This window comes from Beijerinckia sp. L45 (assembly GCF_009765775.1).
Classification (GTDB): Bacteria; Pseudomonadota; Alphaproteobacteria; order Rhizobiales; family Beijerinckiaceae; genus RH-AL1.
In genome coordinates this window covers 19,071-39,138 of the sequence record NZ_LMUU01000071.1, presented here as the reverse complement: position 1 = coordinate 39,138, position 20,068 = coordinate 19,071, and the positions used below count along the sequence as shown (strand labels likewise).

The following is a 20,068-nucleotide window of genomic DNA, read 5'->3' as shown; positions in this document are numbered from 1 at the left end:
TCGCCTCGCAGGGCACACTCATCGTGCTCGGCCCGAGCCTCTCCGACATCAGCACCCCGCTCGGCAGCGTGCAGATCGGCGCGATGTATTATTCGCTCTACCGCTTCGTCCTGATGGGCGCGGCGGTGGCGATCCTCGCCGGCCTCTACGCTCTCTTCAACTTCACCCGCTTCGGACTGCTTGCGCGCGCAACGATTCAGGTGCCGCACATGGCGGAATCGCTCGGCGTGAACACCCGCCTCATCTACAGCCTCACGTTCGGGATCGGCGCGGCTCTGGCCGGCCTCACAGGCGGCCTCTACGCGCCCACCATGACTCTGGTGCCGACGATGGGCAGCCAATTCATCATGGAGGCCTTCGTCACCGTCGTGGTCGGCGGCAACGACGTCTTCCTGGGCACCGCACCCGCCGGTGTCGTACTCGGCTTCGTCAAGGCGCTGATGACCACCTGGGAGGGACAGCTGGCCGGACAGATCGGCCTGCTCGTCGCCGTCATCATCGTGATCCGGATTTTGCCGCGCGGCATTTCCGGCCTGATCCTCCGCGACCGGGCCTGAGACGATGGCGCGCAGACCGCTTCTCCGCCTCGCCTTGTCGCGCCTCGAAGGCCCCCAGACGCTCGGCCGCGGCCGCGCCTTCTGGATCACCGTCGTGGCCGTCGTCGCGCTCGCCGCCGCCTATCCGCTGATCGAAGACGCCTACACGGTCGGCAACACGATCTATTTCTTCGACTGGGTGTTCATGGCGCTCGGCCTCTGCCTCATCTGGGGCTATGGCGGCGCGCTGAGTTTTGGCCAGACCGCCTTCTTCGGCATCGCCGGGTATGTCTATGGGATCGTCACCGTGGACTTCGGCGCCGACCACGGCCTGACGCTGGTCGCCACCGTGGTCGCGGTGGCCGCCTCGGCCCTGTTCGCCGCGGTGCTTGGCTACTTCCTGTTCTTCGGGCGCATCGGCGGCGTGTTTCTCGGCATCGTCACCCTGGCGGTGACCTTGGTGCTCGAACGGTTCATGGCGCAGACGGCAGGGCCCGAGTGGCATGTCGGTGCCGCCCGCCTTAACGGCTTCAACGGCATGAGCGGCATGCCGCCGCTGACCATACCGTGGCCCGGCGACGATATCGTGCTGAGCCCCGACGTTCCGCTCTACTACGTCGTGCTGATGCTTCTGGTCCTGACCTATCTCGGCCTCCGCATCCTGGTGAATTCCTCCTTCGGCAACGTGCTGGTGGCGATCCGGGAAAACCCGCAGCGCGCCACGATGCTCGGCTACGACGTCCGCAAATATCAGCTCGGCGCCTTCGTGATCGGCAGCGCGCTCGCCGGCTTCAGCGGCGTGCTCTATACAAGTTGGGGGCAATACATCACGCCATCCAGCATGGGGCTGACGGCGGCGGCGCTGCCGATCGTCTGGGTCGCGGTCGGCGGCCGCAGCGATCTCACCACCACGCTACTCGGCACGATCGTGATCCTCTCCGGCTTCCAGGCGCTGACCATCTACGGCAGCCAGTATGCCCTCGTCGTCATGGGGCTGCTGCTCGTGCTGACCGTGCTGTTCGCCCCCGAAGGTCTGATCACCGCTCTGATCGGTTTGCCCCGCCGCCTGTTCAAAGGCCGGAAACAGCGGGAGCCCCTGTGATGGCGATCCTCGAAACCAGAAACCTCAACAAGCGGTTCGGCGGCCTGCAGGTGACGTCGGACGTCAATCTGGCGTTGGAGCCCGGCGAACTGCATTGCCTCATCGGCCCGAACGGCGCCGGCAAGAGCACGCTGTTTCGTCTCATCCTCGGCGAATATGCGCCGAGCAGCGGTCAGGTCATCTATGACGGCCACGACATCACGGCTTTGCAGTCGCATGATCGCATCCGGCGCGGCATCAGCGTCAAATTCCAGGTGCCGGGCATCTTCAAGGCGCTCAGCGTCCGGCAGAACCTCGAGATCGCGCTGCAGCACCATCTCGAAGGCCACAGTCTGCGCGGCGCGATCAAGAGCCAGCTCGAATTCCTGAATCTCTCGGCCGATGCCGCCCAGCTCGCCGGCAATCTCAGCCACGGCCAGAAGCAATGGCTGGAGATCGGCATGGCCGTCGCCCTCAAGCCGAAGCTTCTGCTGCTCGACGAGCCGACGGCGGGCATGTCGCCCGACGAGACCCGGGCGACCGGCGACCTCGTCCGCGCGCTCAACGCCGAGGGCATGACGGTGCTCGCCGTGGAACACGACATGGCCTTCGTGCGCCAGGTGGCGAGCCGCGTCACCGTCCTGCATTTCGGCCGGATCTTCGCGCAGGGCGACATCGACAGCATCGTCGCGGACGAACGCGTCGCCGAAATCTATCTCGGTCAGGGACACGGGCCGCATCATGGTTGAGTCGCCGCTTCTCTCCATTTCCGGGCTGCGCTGCGGCTACGGCGGCAAGCCCGTGCTTCAGGGCGTCGATCTCACCATCCGCGCGGGAGAAATCACCGCCGTGATCGGCCGCAACGGCGTCGGCAAGTCGACGCTGATCAAGGCGATGATCGGCCTGCTGCCGCCGAGCGGCGGCTCGATCCGCTTTCGCGACCGCGACATCGGGGCGATGAGCCCGCACGTCCGCGCCCGCCTCGGCATCGGCTATGTCCCGCAGGGCCGCGACGTGTTTCCGCGCATGAGCGTGGAAGAAAACCTCCGCGTCGGCGAAAGCATCGGCGGCGCGGGTGCGGCGGATTTCGACGCCGTCTACGGCTATTTCCCGATCCTGCGCGAACGGCGGCGCCAAGCCGCCGGCACGTTGTCGGGCGGCCAGCAGCAGCAGCTCGCGATCGGCCGGGTGCTCATCGGCAACCCGACACTGGTGCTGCTCGACGAGCCCTCGGAGGGCATCCAGCCCTCGATCGTGCAGGACATCGCGCGGCTCGGCGTCGCGCTCAACCGCGACACCGGCCTGACCATCGTGCTGGTCGAGCAGAACATCGACATGATCCGCGCCATGGCGCAGCGCTGCTACGTCATGGACAAGGGCCGCATCGTGGCCGAGCTGACCCCCGAGATGCTGGACGATCGCGACATCGTCCGACGCCACCTCGCGGTCTAAACCAAGGAGACGGTAATGAGCTGGACCGAACATTCGATCATGGCCCGCAAGGGCGTGGCGGGCGGCAAACCGGGCCGCGAGTACCCCATCACCGAGGCGGACCAGGGCAAATACCACTACGTCTACGGCCCGTTCGCGGCGCCCGTGCTGACGGTGGATCCTGGTGCCGTGATCTCCTTCGAGACCCACGACGCCTTCGAGGGCAAGATCAAGCACGAGACCGACGTCCCGAGCCAGATCCTCAATTTCCCCTTCCTCAATCCGCAGAACGGACCGGTCTACGTCAACGGCGCGGAAAAGGGCGATTGCCTCGCCGTGCATATCAAGTCGATCCGCCCGCGCGGCCCGCAGCCCGTCGGCACCACCTGCCTGATCCCCGAATTCGGCGGCCTCGTCGGCACCTCCGTTACGGCGCTGCTCAACGCGCCCCTTCCCGAGCGGGTGAAGAAGATCGAGGTGACGGCCGAGGGCGGCGTCAAATGGAGCGATCGCCTCACCCTGCCCTACGAGCCCTTCATCGGCACGATCGGCACCTCGCCCGAGATCGAAGCGATCTCGTCGCTGGTGCCGGACTACTACGGCGGCAACATGGACCTGCCCGACGTCGCACCGGGCGCGATCATCTATCTTCCCGTCAACGCGCCGGGCGCGCTGCTCTATCTCGGCGACTGCCACGCCATCCAGGGCGACGGCGAGCTCTGCGGCGTCGCGCTCGAACATCCCACCGTCACCACCGTGCAGGTCGATCTGATCAAGGGCATGACCATCCAGTGGCCGCGCCTGGAGACGGAAACCTTCTACATGACGATCGGCTCGGCGCGCCCGATGGAGGATGCCTCGCGCATTGCCTATCGCGAGCTGATCCGCTGGATGGCAGCCGACTTCGGCATTGACGAGACCGACGGCTACATGTTGCTGACGATGTGCGGCAAGATGCGGCTCGGCAACATGGTGGACCCGAAGTACACGCTCGGCGCCTCGGTGACCAAGGCGATCGTCGAAGCTTCGCGCCGCTGAAGATCCGCCCACGGCCGAGGTCACGCAAGCGATGACGAAACAGGTGGTTCTTCAGGGCGGCACCGTCCTGCGGACAGGCTCTCTTACATCCGAGCAACTCGACATCGCGATCGGTGACGACGGCCGGATCCTTGGCGTCGGGCCCGCGCTCGCGGTCCCGCCCGGTGCGCGGCGAGCCGATATGGCCGGCAAGCTGATCGTGCCAGGCCTCGTCGACGCGCACCAACATCTCGACAAGTCACGAACACGGCGCCGCGTCGTCAACCCATCGGGCACGCTGGCCGGCGCTGCCGCAGGCTACAAAGCCTACGCAGAGACGGTCACGCGCGATGACATCGCGGCCCGCGCCCTCCAGACCATCGAAGCCTGCGTCGCCTACGGCACCGTCGCCATCCGCAGCCACACGAACATCGAGCCGCAGTCGGAACTTCGCGGCATCGAGGCGATGGTCGACGTCCGGGCCGCCTGCGTGGACAAACTCACGCTTCAGATCGTCGCCCATGTCACCTCCGATGCCACGCGGATGCTGCCGGAGGCGAAGGCCTGGCTGCTTGGCGCCGTCGCGCGCGGCGTCGACGCGATCGGCGGGGTGCCGGCCTTTTCGGATCAGCCGCTCGCCTTTCTCGACATGGTCTTCGCCATCGCGGCCGATCATGGCCTGCCGCTCGACCTGCATATCGACGAACACCTCGATCCCGATGCCATCCTGCTCGATGCCGTGATCGAGCGCACGCGGCGCCACCACATGGGCGGACGCGTCGCCGTTGGCCATTGTTCGGCGCTAAGCGTCCTGCCGCCTGAAAGAGTCCGCCGCTTTGCCGCCGGCCTCGTCGAGGCCGGCGTCGCCGTGATCACCTTGCCCGCTGCCAATCTCTTTCTGCTTGGGCGGGATGCGTCGGTCCTGCCGCCGCGGGGCGTCACCCGGGTCCGCGAGCTTTTGGCCGCCGGGGTGCCGGTGGCGGCGGCCTCGGACAACATCCAGGATCCATTCGTCCCGACCGGCTCCGGTGATCTCCTCGAAATCGCGCGCTGGACGTTGCTCGCCGGGCAACTCGGCCTCGACGATCTCGGCGCCGCCTTTCGCATGGTGTCGAGCACACCGGCCGCGATCATGGGCCTCGGCGCGGATTGGGGCCTACACGTCGGTGCCCGCGCGGATCTCCTCATCACCGATGCGGCAGATCCGGACGACCTGGTCGCCAGTGGCGCAATGACACGGACCGTGATCGTCGGCGGTCGCGTCGTGGCAGGCAAACTGCCGACGATCCATCCGCATGCTGCGTGACCGTCGCATCGGAGCGCCGGTCCTGGCGTTTCGCTGCCGCAAGGCACAGCCTGTGCACGCAAGAGCGGACGGGGGCGGCGGGTTATGCCGTCGGCTCGCTATTTCATTGGGAGCACACCATGGCCTCGCCCGACCTCGCAACATGCATCCTCGCGGGCCAGGGCAAAGTGCCGGCCGACGTGGTGATCCGCGACGTTCGCCTGCTTGACGTCATCACCGGCGCGGTCGAGACGACGGACATCGCCATCGTCGGTGACCGTATCGTCGGCACGCACGCGACGTACCGAGGCGGCATCGAAATCGATGGCCGCGGGCGCTTTGCCGTGCCTGGCTTCATCGACACGCATCTCCACATCGAATCCTCGCTGGTCTCGCCGCTGGAATTCGACCGCTGCGTGCTGCCGCACGGCGTGACCACTGCGTTCTGCGATCCGCATGAAATCGCCAATGTGCTGGGCGCCGAAGGCATCCGCTATGTTCTCGATGGCGCCGAACGCGCGATCATGGATATCCGCGTCAACCTGTCGTCCTGCGTCCCCTGCACGTCGTTCGAGACCGCCGGCGCCGATCTGACAATCGCGGATCTGCTGCCGTTTCGTGACCATCCGAAGGTCCATGGCCTCGCTGAGATGATGAATTACCCCGGCGTTCTGGGGCTCGATCCCGTGGTCCTTGCCAAGCTGCAAGCGTTTCAGGGCGCTCATATCGACGGCCACGCGCCGCTCCTGCTCGGCATGGCGCTCAACGGCTATCTGGCGGCAGGAATCCGAACCGACCACGAAGCGACGAGCGCTGCAGAAGCGCGAGAAAAGCTCCGCAAGGGCATGGCGATCCTGATCCGCGAAGGTTCGGCCTCGAAGGATCTCGAGGCGCTGGCCGAGATCCTAGACGCGAACACGTCGAGCCTCATCGCGCTTTGTACCGACGATCGTAACCTTCTCGACATCGCAGAAGAGGGCCACATCGATTCATCGATCCGCCGGCTGATCGCCAGAGGATGCCCGCTGCACCACGTCTACCGCGCCGCGTCGCACTCTGCCGCGCGCATCTTCGGGCTGCTCGATCGCGGGCTCGTGGCGCCGGGCTGGCGGGCGGACGTCGTCCTGCTCGACGATCTCGAGGCCTGCACGGTCAGCGACGTCGTTGCCGGCGGCCGCCTGGTGACGAAGGCTTTGTTTGATGCGCGGAGCGATGTCGCGCCGGTGGGACGCGACTCGATCAAGGTCGGCGCCATCACGGCTGACGCGTTTGCCGTGACGCCAAAGGCCCGACGACAGGAGACGGCGGTGATCCGGGTGAAACCCGGCATGCTTTTGACGTTCCGCGAAAGCGCCGTCCTGACGGTCACCGATGCGGGCTTGATGGCGGATGTCGATCGCGACATTCTCAAGGTTGCAGTGATCGAACGCCACGGCAAGACCGGAAACATCGGACGCGGCTTCGTCACCGGCTTCGGTCTGCGCGGCGGGGCGATCGCCTCTTCGGTCGGCCACGACAGCCATAACATTACGGTGGCCGGCGTGAACGACATCGACATGGCCACCGCCGTGAACCGCGTGATCACGATGGGTGGCGGCCTCACCGTCGCCTGCGACGGGCAGATCACCGCCGAACTCGCGCTGCCGATCGGCGGCCTTATGAGTCTCGAGTCCGGCGAGACCGTGGCTCATGCTTTGGAACACCTGCTTGCCGCCGCGAAGGCGCTCGGCTGCCAGCTGCCCGAGCCGTTCCTTCAGGTAGCCTTTCTCGCCTTGCCCGTGATTCCGCACCTGAAGATGACGGATCGGGGCCTGTTCGACGTCGACAAGTTTTGCTTCGAACCATAGAGCGACTGCCGCAGCCTAGGCGAGGGCCGGCCTAAGCGAGCGATTGGCGCTAATGAGGTGCCGCAGCGGCGGCAGGTCGCGCTCGATCGCTGCCGCAGCCCGGAGCACGTCGACCTCGCCGTGCAACCGGCCGATGATCTGCAGGCCGACCGGCATTCCGTCATGTCCCAGCCCAGCCGGCAACGACAGGCCGGGTTGTCCCGTGAGGTTGAACGGATAGGTGTAGGATACCCAGCTGATCAGGTTCCGGCCCGCGCATTCCGGCGGCACGTTGCAGCCGGCCGGGACCGAAGAGACCGGCAAGGTCGGCGAGATCAGCAGGTCGTATCGTTCGAAGAAGACCCGCATGGCTTCCCGCAAGGCGTAGCGCCGGAACACGCTCTCGTAATAGCTACGCATGTCCTGGCCGAGCGCGGCCTCGAGAACCTCGGCGACGGATGGGTCGAGAAGATCACGCTGAGACTCGACGACGTTGCGCAGCCGCGTGCCGACGCCGGCATAAAACTCCGCCATCCACAGATCGATGGGATCGGTGTCGAAGACGCGGTCCACAGGCTCGACGATGGCGCCGGCTTCGGCAAGAATTTTGACCGCGGTCTCGACGGCCGCAAGCACGTCCGGCTGCGGTTGCGCGTAGCCGAGGGTGGGACTGAAGGCCACTCGCAGTCCCCTCGGCGAGACGTCGCAGGCCGCGACGTAGTCGGGAACCGGCCCCAGCACCGAGAACGGGTCGCGCGCGTCGAAACCGGCAATGGCGGCGCTGAGAAGCGCGGCATCGCGGACGTTGCGGGCAAGCGATCCCACATGCGCCAGCGTCGGCGTCGCCGACGCCGGCCACACCGGAACCCGACCAAACGTCGCCTTGAACCCGACCAGGCCCGACAGCGACGCGGGAATGCGAAGCGACCCGCCGCCATCGGTGCCCAGCGCAAACGGCGTGATGCCGGCAAGCACGGACGCCGCCGCCCCCGCGCTGGAGCCGCCTGGCGTCTTCGTCAGATCCCAGGGATGGCGGGTGATGCCGGTCAACGGCGAGTCGCCGACGGGCTTGCAGCCGAACTCGCTGGTGGTCGTCTTGCCGATCACGATGGCGCCGGCGGCCTTGACGCGTTCGACCGCGGGGGCGTCGGCGCCCGCGATGTTGCCCTGCATGGCACGCGATCCGGAACAGAACGGCAGACCGCCCACCGCGATCAGGTCCTTGACCGACACCGGGAGACCATGAAGCGGACCGAGAGGATCGCCGCGCATGACCGCCTGCTCGGCAGCGCGGGCCGCCTCTCGCGCCGTATCGGGCGTCAGCATCGAAAAGGCGTTGAGGCTTGCCTGGCTCGCTGCCGCCCGGGCCAGCGCATGATCGAGGATCTCGACCGGCGATATTTTTCGGGCGACCACAAGGTTGCGCAGCGCGATGGCGCTGATCGTATCGAGATCGCTGGCGCTGCCCATTCAGGTCCGCTCAGGCGTCGACGATGGCGAAGGCGCGGACCGGCGATCCGGATCCGCCCTTGAATTTCAGCGGCACACCGAAGAATTGGAACGCGCCCAACCCGAGCAGCGACTCCAGGTTGACGAGCCATTCCCAGTGGCTCACCCCAAGCTCGCGGCACAGCCGGTGCTGGGCAAAAATGTCGTCGGTCGGCTTGTCGGTCGAGGGTCCCTCGACGCCATGCATCTTCGACCCGCGATCGTTCAACCAGCGCGTCGCCTCGACGGTGAGCAGCGGGTTCTTCCAGACGGAGTCGAGCGAGGGGTAGTTGCGATCGTGGAAGCCCGTGCAGAGCAGGACAATGTGGCCATCGACCTTGACGCCAGCCGCGGCCTCTGCCGCCTCCATGTGGTCAACCGTGATGTCGCCGAGATCGGGAATATGGCGGAGGTCGAAGCAGACGGCCTGGCCCATGAACATCTCGAGCGGCATCTCGTCGACGCTGGCGCCGTTGGGGCCGACATGGCGAAACGCGTCCACATGGGTCCCGACATGATCCAGCATGGCGATGAAATTCGTCTGGAACGTCATGGCGTCGCCCGGCACGCCGAGGTTGAGCGCCTTGCTGCTCTCATGGCTCATGTGGGTCGTGAGAACCGGTCGCTGGAACAGCTTGTGGGCGGGCATGTTGTCTTCGATCAAGAGGCTGAGATCGATCACGCGTTGCGGCATTGCACTGTCCCATCACTAGGCGGAGGTCGGATCGGCGCGACACTCTTCGCTCCGCAGCCGCTCCCTTCATCGGAGCCGAGACTACCCTAGCGGAAAGCGAAGTCGACCGGAAAGGCGCGGAGGCTGCTGCCGGTCTGCGGCGCGTTTCGGGTCGTTAAGGCATTCAGCAGTCGTGGCGTCCCGTGACCAAGCAGTTTTGAACATGGACCATGTCGACAAATGCATGGACGAGAACGTAGCCTACGATCGCGAGGACGATTACGAAGGCGACCCCGGCAAAGATGGCGCGCCGCGATGGCCCCTCGGAACGATCTGACTGATCATCGTTCATCCCGTCGCAGCCTTTGCAGAGGTTCTTGATGCCAGTGGGACCGGCCCTTCGCCGTCAGTCGTAATGACCGATCCATCGCGGGTCTCTTCAACGTTGCGAGAGGACGCCGCTCTCAAAGGGATGTCCGATGCCCCTCGCGCTTGCCTTTGTCCTGATCGCCGCTTCGATGTCCCCGGCGGAGCCAAGCGCGACGTTCCGCGAGTTGAGCCGCGCGTTGACCCAGTGTTTCGAAGCGCCGGGCCGCGCCGACAAGTCCGAGGCCACGGTTCGTTTCAGCCTCAAGCGTGACGGCACGGTGTTCGGCAAACCGCGGCTCACCTACGCACACCTCGTCGGGAGTCCTGAAGATCAGGCGGCGTTCGAAAAGGCTGTCGTGGCTGGTCTCAACGCCTGCACGCCGGTGCAGCTAAGCCCCGGGCTGGCCGCCCTGATCGCCGGCCAGGAGATCACCATCTCGTTTTCAGGACGGGGCCATGTCTTCTCGATCAGAGGCCTGTAGGAGGAAGGCTCCAAGGGTCACGCGGTCGCTAATTCGGTTTGCCGCAAAGTGCCCTGTCAGCGGCGCCGCGCGATGCTACGATGTTGGATGTTTGAAAACCAATCGTGCGCCATCCTCGATCACCTGCCGCGCTCCCGGCTCGCCGAAGGGCCTTATTGGGACGCAGAAACGCACAGAATGATCTGGGTCGACATCGTCGGGCACGTCATCCATCGATATGACCCGCGGACCGCACAAGGGACGACTTGCCCGGTGTCCGACGTCGTCGGCTTCGCGGTCCTTGCCACGGACGGGCGCCTCGTCGCCGGCATCGGGGGCGGCATCTACGACCTCGCCTTTGACGAGCCGACCGAGACTCTGTTGACCCAGCCGGGCATGCATGGCGCGAACCGCTTCAACGACGCCAAATGTGATCCACGCGGACGGCTCTGGGCTGGCACCATGCACCGCGATGCGACCCGCGACCGTGAAGCGACCGGCGCGCTTTACCGTTGGCATCATGGCCAGCTGGAAGAGGTGGAACCGCATATCTCGCTCGCGAACGGCCTTGGCTGGAGCTCGTCCGGCGACACGATGTACTTCTCCGACACGCACCAAGGCACCGTGTGGGCTTACGACTACGATCTGGTTACGGGCTCAGCCTCCAACCGTCGGGCTTTCATCGTCGTACCGATCGAAGTCGGCGTACCCGACGGTCTGTGTGTTGACGGCGCAGGACGTGTTTACGTCGCGATCTGGCGCGGCAGCTGCATTCGGGTTTACGCGCCTTCCGGCGACATCGAAGGGATCATCAAAGTCCCCGTGCGCAACCCGACGAGCTGCTGTTTCGGCGGGGCCGACCTCAAGACTCTTTTCGTGACGACCATGCCGTCGTCGAACGAAAACGATCCTCGATCCGGCTCGCTCTTCGCCGTGACCATGGACACGCCTGGCCAACCTAGCGAACGCATGAACCGTAGCCTCTGACGTCGCACAGGCGAAGCCGGATTGGGCCCCGGGCTTGCGACTGTGCCAACAAGCGAATCGTCCTGGTCCGCCGTGGAGGCAAGCCTCCGTCTTTCGGCCGGATTTCGCATCAATTCGGCCGAAAGATCGACCAAATGACCGTTATGCGACGCCTGGGTCCGTGCCGACGCCTGTCATTTGCTTCCGACAAAGACATATGACCGCTCATCGTGATCGTGTGTGCGACAGCGTACAAGGGGACATGGCTTGCAGATTCCAATTAAGCGCTCCATCGAGTCCGTGCCCGGCGGCATGATGGTCGTGCCGCTGCTTACCGGCGCATTGATCGCCACGTTTTTCCCGGGCATGCCAAAATTTTTCGGGTCGTTTACGGGGGCGCTATTCTCCGGCGCGTTGACCATCCTCGCGGTCTTCTACGTTTGCATGGGGGCGAGCATCGACTTCCGGGCGACTCCCTATATCCTCAAGAAAGGAGGCACGCTGCTGGCCGTGAAGGTCGCCATTGCCATCCTGCTGGGCCTCATCTTCGGCCGCGTTCTCGGCGAGGCGCCGGTGGCGGGAGGCATGTTCGCCGGCGTCTCGACGCTCGCCATCGTCGCCAGCCTCAACGACACAAACGGCGGTCTGTATATGGCGTTGATGGGCCAGTATGGTCGCCCCCGGGACGTCGGTGCCTACACCGTCATGACGTTGGAGAGCGGCCCCTTCCTCACCATGGTGACGCTCGGCGTAGCGGGTCTCTCGGCGTTTCCCTGGCCGGCTCTGGTGGGCGCGATTCTGCCGCTGCTCGTCGGGATGATCATCGGAAACCTGGACCGGGAGATGCGCGACTTTCTGGGGCGCGCCATTCCCGTGATGATCCCCTTCTTTGCCTTCGCGCTCGGGGCCGGGCTCGATCTGTCGAAGGTCTGGCAGGCCGGCCTGCTCGGCCTCACGATGGGCGTCGGCGTCGTGGTGTTGACCGGTATCCCGCTGTTCCTCGCCGATCGCCTGACCGGCGGGACAGGCGTCGCGGGTGTCGCCGCAGCCTCCACCGCGGGGAACGCCGCAGCGGTGCCGGCCATCGTTGCCGCCGCCAACCCGGCCTATGCCGACGCCGCGGGCCCCGCAACCATCCTGATCGCCGCCTGCGTCGTGGTCACCGCCATCCTCGTCCCGATCGTGACCGCCTGGGCCGCCGCCGCCTTCGGGAAGGCCGAAGACCTCGACGAGCCCCCTTCCGCTGCAGAAGACACCGTTGCGCCGCGCGTCGGCACCCGCTGAGATGGGGCAATGGTTCATCCTCGCCGATGACCTCACCGGCGCCGCGGATTGTGCCATCGCGTTCGGTCGTCGCGGCCTTGCGGCGGCGGTCACCTGGGGCGACGCGACGGCGATCGAGCCGGACCGCCTGACAGCGTTGTCTTACGACGCCGATAGTCGCGGTCTGTCACCGGAAAGGGCTGCACAGCGGCATACCGAAATCCTCGAAAGGCTGCTTGAACCGGACCGAATCCTGTTCAAGAAGATCGACTCCACGTTGCGCGGGCAGCCGGCGGCCGAGACGGCGGCGGCCATCGCCGTTCTGAAAGCGCGGACGGGGACGGCCTTCGGCATTCTCGCGCCGGCCTTTCCGGCAACCGGCAGGGCGACGGTCGGGGCGCATATTCATGTCGACGGACGTCCGCTCGAGGAGGCCGAGGTCTGGCAACGCGACCACACCTACGCCAATGCCAATCTTGCCAGCGTCCTGGCCTCCGCCGGTGTCCTGACTGCCACAGTCCCACTTGCGACGGTGCGCGGCCCCGACCTTGCGACGACGCTCGCGCGGATCGCGGCCGCAGGCGCCGGCATCGCGATCTGCGACGCCGAAACCGACGATGATCTCGATCGCATCGCGACCGCGGGCCTGTCACGGACGACGACCTTCTTTATCGGCAGCGCCGGATTGGCCCATGCCCTCGCGGCTGTCGAAACAGCCGCGCCACCCGAGGTGATCCAGATCGCCCCGAACGCGCGCGGCAGCCTGATCGTGGTCGGGTCGCTCGCGACGGCCTCTCGCACCGCCGCCCGCAAGGTCGCCGGCACGACAGGTGTCGTCCACTTTCCGGTTTGGCCGGAAACCCTGCGGGGCACAGCCGCCGAAAAGGCAGCGTTCGCCGGCCGCGTCGCCGCAGCGATCGCTGCCGGTGATGACGCGCTGATCGAGATCGCGACGGACGGTCTTCCCGACATGGCGCTGGGCCAGCGGCTCGTGGACGGTCTTGCCGATGCGCTCGTATCCGTTGCGCCGCAAATCGGCGCCATCGCGGCAACCGGCGGCGAAACCGCCGCGTCGCTTCTCGCCCGCTTCGGCGTCACCGGCATCCGGCTTGTCGACGAGATCGAGCCCGGCGTCTCGCTCGGTCTGACGCTGGGCCGGCTCTCCATTCCCATCGTCACCAAGGCCGGGGCTTTTGGCGACGAAGATAGTTTGATCCGCATCGGCGCGCGCCTGCGCGCCATCAGAACCAAAGGACGTTTCTCATGACCTACCCGACCATCGCGATCACCATGGGCGACCCTGCCGGCATCGGCCCCGAGATCATCATGAAGGCTCTCGCGCACGCGGAAGTCCATGCGATGTGCCAGCCCCTGGTGATCGGCGACGCCGAGCGTCTGCGTCAGGCCGGCCGAATCGTCGGCTCGAATTTGACCGTCGCGTCCCTGGACGATGCCGGCGCCGCAACCTTCGCCAACGCGGCCGTCCAGTGCGTGGACCTGAAATGCGTGCCGGCCGACCTGCCATTCGGGCGGATGTCCCCGGTCGCTGGCGAAGCCGCCTATCGCTACATCGAGAAAGCCGTGCAGGTCGTGCAGGCGGGACAGGCCCAGGGGATCTGCACGGCGCCCTTGTCTAAGGAAGCGCTGCACGCGGCAGGCCATAAATTCCCCGGCCATACCGAACTGCTGGCCCACCTCACCGGGACGCCCGAGGTTTCGATGATGCTGGTCTCGCCAAAGCTCCGGGTGATCCACGTCACCACCCACATCGGCCTGATCGACGCCATCGCGAAGATCGAGCCCGGCCTCGTCGAACGCGTCATCGCCCGCGGCCACGGCGTGCTGGTGAAAGCCGGTATCGCCAATCCGAAGATCGGAGTCTGCGCCATCAACCCGCATGCCGGCGAGAACGGCCTGTTCGGCCGCGGCGAGGAGGCGGAAAAAATCACGCCGGCCGTCGAGGCCTGCCAGGCGAAAGGCTGGGACGTCCGCGGCCCCCTCCCCGCGGACACGCTGTTTTTCCTCGCCGGGCGCGGCGACTACGACATGGTGGTCGCGATGTATCACGATCAGGGCCACGGCCCGATCAAGGTGCTGGGGCTCGAGGCGGGCGTCAACATCACGGTCGGGCTACCCGTGATCCGCACCTCCGTCGATCACGGGACGGCCTTCGACATTGCCGGCACAGGCATCGCGGACGAGCGGAGCCTGCTGGAGGCACTGCGCCAGGCGGTCGACCTCGCGCCGAAGGCCTTGGCGGCCTGACCCCGGACGGTCGGCGCGACGTCGTGGATCGCGTCCCCGTGGAGGGCATAAGGGCTCTGACGAAGGTCGCTTGACCCAACGGCATCGAGCACTTGTCCAGGGCCGGCTCGGAGTGCGAACATGATCGGGCTCCGCACCAAAGCCTGAGCAAACAGGCGAATGCGGACGGCAGAGGAAGGGAACGTCTATGGAGTGCTGGGTCAGGCTCGCGATTGCCGCCATGATCATGACCTTGAGCGGAGCCGGCGCCATGGCGGCGACCGACATGGCCGAATTCATGATCCCGTCCGATCCTGGCGTGCAGGTCTACGCGCGAGAAAAGCATCTCGCCGGCGCCGAGACGTTTGCTAGCGACCGGATCCTGCTGTTCGTCCATGGGGCGACCTATCCCGCCGAAACCTCTTTCGACCTGCCGGTCGGCGGCGCGTCGGCGATGGACATGCTGGCGGCACGGGGCTGGGATGTTTGGCTCGTCGACGTGCGCGGCTACAGCAAATCCACTCGGCCGGCATCGATGGACGGCCCTTCGACCGAAGGCACGCCTGTGGCCTCCACCGCGGAAGCGGCGCGCGACGTCGGCGCTGCAGTCGACTTCATCCTCAAGCGTCGCGGTGTGCGCCAGATCAACCTGATGGGATGGTCATGGGGCACCTCGATCATGGGACTCTATACGACGACCCACAACGACAAGGTCGCGCGTCTGGTGCTTTACGCGCCGCAATGGCTGAGCACGATCCGGACCCCGGCCGGCGCTCCTCCGCTCGGCGCCTATCGCACCGTGACCCGCGGGGCGACGCTCGAGCGCTGGATGAAAGACGTGCCGGAGGACAAGAAGGCGACCTTGATCCCGCCAGGTTGGTTCGACATGTGGGCCGACGCCACCTTCGCCACCGATCCCCACGGCGCGGCTCAAACGCCAGCGGTGCTGCGCGCGCCCAACGGGACGGCGCAGGACAACCGCGACTATTGGTGGGTCAACAAACCGCTCTACCAGCCGTCCGACATTCGTGTCCCGACCCTCATCATCCACGCGGAATGGGACGCCGATCTGCCGACATACCAGGCCTCGGCCTATTTCGAACAGCTTACCAGGACACCGTACAAGCGCTTCGTGCAACTGGGCGAGGGCACGCACACCGTCATGCTCGAGAAGAACCGCATGCAGTTCATCCACGAGGTCGCGGCCTTCCTGGAGGAGCCGACGCCGCAAGCCCTGAATTGACTTCCGCGGGATAATCGTTTGGGTGGCCGCCAGATCGCGTCGAGCGCGCCAGCGGCAGGGGTAAAGGCCGTCGCGCGTCTGCTCGACCGCTGCCGACCCAAACTCAATGCCGTCGGCCTCAAACCCGACGTCAATCTTCAGGGATCCATTTATGAGCCTTACCATCCTCGTCACCGGCGCCACCTCCGGCTTCGGCGACGCCATCGCCCGCCGTCTCGTAGGCAGCGGCCACCGCGTCATCGCGACCGGCCGCCGAGCGGACCGCCTGGCAACCCTTCAGCGCGACCTGGGTGACGCCCTGCTTCCCCTCCCTCTCGACGTGACGGATACGACAACCGTTGCGGCGCTGCCCGGGAGCCTGCCGGACGGCTGGCGCGAGGTTGACGTCCTGGTCAACAACGCGGGCCTCGCGCTCGGCCTCGACCCCGCCCAGAAGGCCGATCTGGCCGAGTGGGATCGCATGATCGCGACCAACATCACGGGCCTCGTCCATATGACGCGGGCGCTGTTGCCCGGCATGGTCGAGCGGGACCGCGGCCATGTCGTGAACATCGGCAGCGTCGCCGGAAGCTATCCCTACCCGGGCGGCCACGTCTACGGCGGCACCAAGGCGTTCGTGAAGCAGTTCTCCCTGAACCTGAAGGCCGACCTCGTCGGCAGTTTCGTCAGGGTCACCGACATCGAGCCGGGCCTCTGCGGTGGGACCGAATTCAGCAACGTGCGGTTCTCCGGCGACGATGCCCGGGCCGCGACGGTGTACCAGGGCACCGAGCCGCTGACCTCGGAGGACATCGCGGAGTCGGTGGCGTGGGTGATCGGGCTTCCCCGGCACGTGAACATCAACCGGATCGAGCTGATGCCGACCTGTCAGGCGCCCGGCCCGCTTGTGATCAAACGACAGGCCTGAGGACATCGGCGAAAGCCGCAGCGGGATTGCGAAACGGCATGACGCACGACAGGCCACCCGAGCTGAAGATGTGGGTGGCGATTCGTGCCGACCTCGCGATGCCGCCGGGCAAGCTCGCGGTGCAGGCCGGGCACGCCTTCGTGCAGGTGGCGCTGAACGCGATGGCGACCCATCCGGCCCGGCTGCTCGCCTATATGGAGGCCAGCCAGGCCAAGATCGCCGTCAGCGTCCGCGGGCTCGGGCCGCTGCGTCGCGTCGCGCGCGAATGCGCGGACCAAGGCATCCCGCACGCGCTGATCACCGACGCCGGCCGCACCGTCTTCGGCGAACCGACGGAGACGGTCTGCGCGTTTGGACCCGCGTATCGCGACGAGCTCGGCCTGTTCCTCAAGCGGCTTCGGCTTTATGGCGAGGTGTCGTCCTGATCGGCAGAGGCAACGCTGCTCCGCGCTTCGCCAAGCCGACCTCGTCGAAGGTTCGCTGTTCGAGCATAGTTTACGCGACACGCGCATCGCGTAGCGCGCGGAGAACGGGCGCCTTCGACGGAATCCGTGGCTCGGCGCCGTAGCATCGCAGCAGCCGCGCCGCTTCCTCAACCGCAACGCGAATAGGACATTCCCGAAGCGAGCCGTAGAGCAGAGTATCCGCGGTGGACGACGCGCTCGCCGTCCTCCTTGAACAGCTCGCCCTCGGAGGCGGCAGCAAGCTGATACCTGCTCGGACGGGCGGCAGAGGCGAACGCCGTGGGTCGTAACGACGATCGGGCGGTTGATCAGGATCGGATGCGCCAGCATTGGCGTCGATTCGCGCGGCGTGATCCCCACACGCTCGATCAGCTGGATCAGCATCGCGCGCGACGGCGGCGTCTTCAGGTACTCGGAGAACTGGGGTGCGACGCCAGCGTTACCGATCCGCGCCAGCGTGTTGCGCGACGTCCCGCAGGCGGGGTTGTGATAGATGACGACGTCCGACTTGGACGCCGCGGGTCGGCACCGAGGCGGCTAGCTTCATGCGAAGACCAGCCGCCCCGTCAGGTCTGTTAGGCGCCCTTCAGACTGTCGAAGTCGAACGGCAGCGAGCGAAGCCGCTTGCCGGTCGCGGCGAAGATCGCGTTGGACACGGCGGGCGCGACCGGCGGCACGCCAGGCTCGCCAACACCCGTCGGCTTCTCCATCGATGGCATGATGTAAACCTCGACGACGGGCATGTCGCTCATGCGCAGCGGCAGGTAGGTGTCGAAGTTCGACTGTTCGACCTCGCCGTTCTTGAAGGTGATCTGGTTGCGCAAGGCAGCGCCGAGGCCGTAGCCGACGCCGCCTTCCATCTGCGCCTTGATGACGTCGGGATTGATAGGGATCCCACAATCAACGGCGACCACGACACGATCCACCTTCACCTCGGCTCCCGTCACCGTTACATCGGCGACCATCGCCACGACGGTGTTGAAGCTCTCGTGCACTGCGACGCCGCGGCCCTTTCCGGCTGCGAGCTTCTGCCCGAAGTTGGCCTTCTCCGCAGCCAGCTTCAGCACGCCGGCATGGCGCGGATGGTCTTTCAGCATGGCAAGGCGGAATGCGACGGGATCCTGGCCCGCGGCATGGGCGAGTTCGTCGACCATGACCTCGACTGCCTGGGCGGTGTGGCTGTGCCCGACCGAACGCCACCACAGCGTGGTGATCGGCGTCGGCGCATCGTGCCAGTCCACCAGCAGGTTGGGGATGGCGTAGGGCATGTCCGACACGCCCTCGACCGCCGTCGAGTCGACGCCGTTCTTGACCATGACGGGCGCGAAGGCCGTGCCCTTCATGAAGGAGGTGCCGACGAGCCGGTGCTGCCACGCGGCGATGCCGCCCTTCGGATCCAGGGCCGCCCGGATCTTGTGGTAGAACATCGGCCGGTAGCGGCCGCCCGTCATCTCGTCCTCGCGGGTGTAGACGAGATGGACCGGGCGCTTGCCGTCTGTCTTGGACATGATGGCCGCCGCCTCGCCGAAGTAGTCGCCGTCCGGCGTCGCGCGGCGGCCGAAGGAACCGCCGGCCCACATCGTATGGATGCGAACCTTGTCCGGCGTCGTGCCGAGATACTTCGCCGCCACCATCTGCTCGATCGTCTGGAACTGCGACCCGGCGAAGAAGTCGTAGGACCCGTCCGCCGCTTTTTCCACAGTGCAGTTCAGCGGTTCCATCGGCGCATGCGCCAGGAACGGGAAGGTGAATTCCACCTCCACCACCTTGCCGGACGACGTCAGCGCGTCCTCGGCCGAACCCTTCTTCGCGGCCACGGCGCCCTGCGTCTGTGCCGCCTTGCGATAGTCAGCCAGCATGTCGGCGCTTGAACGCGCTTCGCCGGCGTCGTTCCAGACGATTTTGAGCGCTTCGCGGCCCTTGCGAGCGGCGTAGGTATTCTCGGCCAGCACAGCGACGCCCTGCGGGACCACCACCACGTTGACCACCCCCGGGACGGCGCGCGCGTCCTTGTCGTCGACGCTCTTGACGCCGCCGCCAAAGCGCGGCGGGCGCGACATGATCGCCGTCAGCATGTTGGGCCGACGCACATCGAGCGCATACTTCGCCGATCCGTCGGTCTTCACAACATAGTCGATCCGGTGGATCTTCGTCCCGATCAGGGTGAAGTCCTTCGGGTTCTTCAACTTGACGTCGTCCGGAACCGGCTCCTTGCCGGCGGCCTCCGCGAGATCGCCGAAGGTGGCCCGCTTGCCGGACTTGTGGGTCAGCACGCCTTTCGAGACCACGATCTCGTCGGCCGGGACTTTCCAGGCGTCGACGGCGGCTTGCACCAGCATGGCGCGGGCGGCAGCGCCGGCCTTGCGCAGCTGATCCCAGCTGTTGTTGATCGCGGTCGAGCCACCGGTGCCTTGAACGCCGAACGCGAGGTTGGCGTAGAGCTTGACGTCTGCCGGCGCGAACTCGAAGCGGATCTGCGACCAGTCCGCGTCGAGTTCTTCCGCGACGATGGTCGGCAAGCCAGTCGTGTTGCCCTGCCCCATGTCGAGGTGCTTGACGATCACCGTCACCGTGTTGTCGGGCGCGATGCGCACGAAGGCGTTGGGCTCGGGTGGCGCGGTATTGGAGGCGAGCGTGACGGCCTTGCCGCCGCCGGGCGACCCATCGGCCGCGAAGCCGCGTCCCGACACGAGCGTGAGGCCGAGAACGAGGCCGCCGGCGGCGGAGCCGCGGAGGACGGTGCGGCGCGAGGCCTGGGGCGTTTCCGCCGGGAGGGTCGGAAGGAGCGATTCAGTTGTCTTGGCGTACATGCGC

The 20,068-nt window shown here is 66.3% G+C and carries 18 protein-coding genes and 2 pseudogenes; 15 read left to right on the top strand and 5 right to left on the bottom strand.

Features of this window, described 5'->3' with window-relative positions; translation table 11 throughout:
• The 7 genes from GSQ79_RS29370 to ade form a co-directional block, all read left to right on the top strand.
• On the top strand, positions 1-557 hold a 557-nt coding region (locus GSQ79_RS29370; RefSeq protein ID WP_246725171.1), incomplete at its 5' end, for a branched-chain amino acid ABC transporter permease.
• Positions 558-561: 4 nt separating this feature from the next.
• Positions 562-1,638, top strand: coding sequence for a branched-chain amino acid ABC transporter permease (locus tag GSQ79_RS07870; protein ID WP_158808170.1), 1,077 nt, complete (start codon positions 562-564; stop codon positions 1,636-1,638).
• Positions 1,638-2,366 (top strand): ABC transporter ATP-binding protein, encoded by a 729-nt coding sequence (locus tag GSQ79_RS07865; protein ID WP_158808169.1) that lies wholly within the window; start codon positions 1,638-1,640, stop codon positions 2,364-2,366. The genes GSQ79_RS07870 and GSQ79_RS07865 overlap by 1 nt, the downstream gene beginning before the upstream one ends.
• Entirely contained in the window at positions 2,359-3,069 is a 711-nt protein-coding gene (locus GSQ79_RS07860; protein WP_158808168.1) for an ABC transporter ATP-binding protein, read from the top strand. Before GSQ79_RS07865 ends, GSQ79_RS07860 begins: the two co-directional genes overlap by 8 nt.
• 15 nt (positions 3,070-3,084) lie before the next feature.
• On the top strand, positions 3,085-4,086 hold the full coding sequence (locus tag GSQ79_RS07855) for an acetamidase/formamidase family protein (RefSeq protein WP_158808167.1): 1,002 nt from the start codon (positions 3,085-3,087) through the stop codon (positions 4,084-4,086).
• Positions 4,087-4,117: 31 nt separating this feature from the next.
• Positions 4,118-5,371 carry an amidohydrolase family protein gene (locus GSQ79_RS07850; RefSeq protein ID WP_158808166.1) on the top strand — a complete coding sequence of 418 codons (1,254 nt, stop codon included), beginning with the start codon at positions 4,118-4,120 and terminating at the stop codon, positions 5,369-5,371.
• Between the two features lie 119 nt (positions 5,372-5,490).
• Complete coding sequence (gene ade, locus GSQ79_RS07845; protein ID WP_158808165.1) at positions 5,491-7,197, top strand: adenine deaminase; 1,707 nt, start codon at positions 5,491-5,493, stop codon at positions 7,195-7,197.
• Between the two features lie 15 nt (positions 7,198-7,212).
• Here ade and GSQ79_RS07840 read toward each other — a convergent pair whose 3' ends face one another.
• Together GSQ79_RS07840 and GSQ79_RS07835 are read right to left on the bottom strand one after the other, a co-directional pair.
• Entirely contained in the window at positions 7,213-8,646 is a 1,434-nt protein-coding gene (locus GSQ79_RS07840; RefSeq protein ID WP_158808164.1) for an amidase family protein, read from the bottom strand.
• Between the two features lie 10 nt (positions 8,647-8,656).
• Complete coding sequence (locus GSQ79_RS07835; RefSeq protein WP_158808163.1) at positions 8,657-9,358, bottom strand: cyclase family protein; 702 nt, start codon at positions 9,356-9,358, stop codon at positions 8,657-8,659.
• Positions 9,359-9,816: 458 nt separating this feature from the next.
• Between GSQ79_RS07835 and GSQ79_RS07830 the strand changes: the two genes are divergently transcribed.
• From GSQ79_RS07830 to GSQ79_RS07795, 8 genes are all read left to right on the top strand, one after another.
• On the top strand, positions 9,817-10,188 hold the full coding sequence (locus GSQ79_RS07830; RefSeq protein ID WP_158808162.1) for a hypothetical protein: 372 nt from the start codon (positions 9,817-9,819) through the stop codon (positions 10,186-10,188).
• Between the two features lie 72 nt (positions 10,189-10,260).
• The gene (locus GSQ79_RS07825; protein WP_368669928.1) at positions 10,261-11,154 is read left to right on the top strand and encodes an SMP-30/gluconolactonase/LRE family protein; all 894 of its coding nucleotides are present in this window, start codon (positions 10,261-10,263) and stop codon (positions 11,152-11,154) included.
• A gap of 246 nt (positions 11,155-11,400) precedes the next feature.
• Positions 11,401-12,417, top strand: a complete 1,017-nt coding sequence (locus GSQ79_RS07820) for a 2-keto-3-deoxygluconate permease (RefSeq protein WP_305764613.1) — start codon at positions 11,401-11,403, stop codon at positions 12,415-12,417.
• Positions 12,392-13,663 carry a four-carbon acid sugar kinase family protein gene (locus GSQ79_RS07815; protein ID WP_246725170.1) on the top strand — a complete coding sequence of 424 codons (1,272 nt, stop codon included), beginning with the start codon at positions 12,392-12,394 and terminating at the stop codon, positions 13,661-13,663. The genes GSQ79_RS07820 and GSQ79_RS07815 overlap by 26 nt, the downstream gene beginning before the upstream one ends.
• A complete protein-coding gene (gene pdxA / locus GSQ79_RS07810; protein ID WP_158808160.1) occupies positions 13,660-14,661 on the top strand; it encodes a 4-hydroxythreonine-4-phosphate dehydrogenase PdxA in 1,002 nt (333 codons plus the stop codon). Before GSQ79_RS07815 ends, pdxA begins: the two co-directional genes overlap by 4 nt.
• A gap of 220 nt (positions 14,662-14,881) precedes the next feature.
• Complete coding sequence (locus tag GSQ79_RS07805; protein WP_246725169.1) at positions 14,882-15,883, top strand: alpha/beta hydrolase; 1,002 nt, start codon at positions 14,882-14,884, stop codon at positions 15,881-15,883.
• 151 nt (positions 15,884-16,034) lie between these two features.
• A complete protein-coding gene (locus GSQ79_RS07800) occupies positions 16,035-16,790 on the top strand; it encodes an SDR family oxidoreductase (RefSeq protein ID WP_158808158.1) in 756 nt (251 codons plus the stop codon).
• 38 nt (positions 16,791-16,828) lie between these two features.
• Positions 16,829-17,215 carry an aminoacyl-tRNA hydrolase gene (locus GSQ79_RS07795; protein ID WP_158808157.1) on the top strand — a complete coding sequence of 129 codons (387 nt, stop codon included), beginning with the start codon at positions 16,829-16,831 and terminating at the stop codon, positions 17,213-17,215.
• A 121-nt stretch (positions 17,216-17,336) separates the two neighbouring features.
• Here GSQ79_RS07795 and GSQ79_RS30280 read toward each other — a convergent pair.
• The 3 genes and pseudogenes from GSQ79_RS30280 to GSQ79_RS07780 all read right to left on the bottom strand — a co-directional run.
• A pseudogene (locus tag GSQ79_RS30280) lies at positions 17,337-17,495 on the bottom strand (arsenical resistance protein ArsH); the annotation flags it as partial.
• Positions 17,443-17,749, bottom strand: a pseudogene (locus GSQ79_RS07785) (ArsC/Spx/MgsR family protein); the annotation flags it as partial. The pseudogenes GSQ79_RS30280 and GSQ79_RS07785, both read right to left, overlap by 53 nt.
• An 80-nt stretch (positions 17,750-17,829) precedes the next feature.
• A complete protein-coding gene (locus tag GSQ79_RS07780) occupies positions 17,830-20,064 on the bottom strand; it encodes a xanthine dehydrogenase family protein molybdopterin-binding subunit (protein WP_158808156.1) in 2,235 nt (744 codons plus the stop codon).
• Between the last annotated feature and the right edge of the window lie 4 nt (positions 20,065-20,068).